General features: G+C 61.6%; 1 protein-coding gene and 1 tRNA gene. Both read right to left on the bottom strand.

Translation table 11 applies throughout. From position 1 onward, the window contains the following. Nucleotides 1–9 precede the first annotated feature (9 nt). Nucleotides 10–96, bottom strand: a tRNA-Leu gene (locus AC1D0Z_RS24005). Nucleotides 97–214: 118 nt separating this feature from the next. Next, nucleotides 215–523 (bottom strand): efflux RND transporter permease subunit (locus AC1D0Z_RS24000; RefSeq protein WP_477660604.1); only part of this gene is annotated, 309 nt, incomplete at its 5' end.

Here is a 523-nt window from a genome sequence, read left to right as displayed (position 1 = left end):
GTCTCAGGGTGGTGCGCGGGGCGGGACTCGAACCCGCACATCCTTGCGGACGTCAGGACCTAAACCTGGTGCGTCTACCAATTTCGCCACCCGCGCGCCGGAAACAAAAACGGGAATCCGAAAAACCTCCGAATCCCCGCTTGAAATCGGTCAACTCTCTATTTTAGCCGTTATCGGGCCCGGTTTTTCGTCCGGAACCGGTGGCCAGAAAGAATCAGGCCGGCTGTGGCTTTTCGCCCGCGTGTGGCTTAATTTCCAGCTTGTCTTCCCGTTTGACACGGAACCAGGCTGCGTACATCGCCGGCAAAGCCAGCAGCGTCAGCACCGTCGCCACCACAAGCCCCCCCATGATGGCGACCGCCATGGGCCCCCAGAACACGCTGCGTGACAGCGGAATCATGGCCAATACCGCGGCGGCGGCCGTCAGCACGATGGGCCTCAGCCTGCGCACGGCGGATTCGACGATGGCATCCCAGGTCGGTATGCCGCGCGACCGGTCCTGTTCAATCTGATCGATCAGGAT

Source organism: Polaromonas sp. P1_E3, from assembly GCF_056405935.1.
Note: the sequence above shows the minus strand (reverse complement) of the source record. Positions and strands in the feature narration are given on the sequence as shown.